At 71.2% G+C, this 278-nt stretch carries 1 protein-coding gene; it reads left to right on the top strand.

Annotated elements, in window-relative coordinates:
- Positions 1 to 181 (top strand): hypothetical protein (locus ACTIE6_RS24290; RefSeq protein ID WP_439559087.1); only part of this gene is annotated, 181 nt, incomplete at its 5' end.
- Positions 182 to 278: the final 97 nt, after the last annotated feature.

Raw genomic sequence — 278 nt, 5'->3', positions numbered from 1 at the left:
CCTGACGCGGCTGACGTTGACAGGCGTCGACCCTGGCGAGGTGTCACGACGCCTGGCCAGTGACGGCATTCGCCTGCCCGCTGCCGCTGCCGATGGGGTCATCACCCTCGCGGTCAACGAGACGTGGACCCGCACCAGCGCCGACGACCTCATGCGGGCGTTCGCGCGCGCACTCGACTGACGGGTGTGGCGAATCCTCCTCGTCCGCGCGACCGCACGCGGAGAGAAGCGGACGCCGGTGTCCGATGACGCTGGAGGGTGTTGGAGGCGCCGCCCGG

This window comes from Dyadobacter sp., from assembly GCF_051859145.1.
Lineage (GTDB): Bacteria > Bacteroidota > Bacteroidia > Cytophagales > Spirosomataceae > Dyadobacter.
The sequence above is the reverse complement of the archived record's forward strand: the minus strand, read 5'-3'. Positions and strand labels throughout refer to the sequence as shown.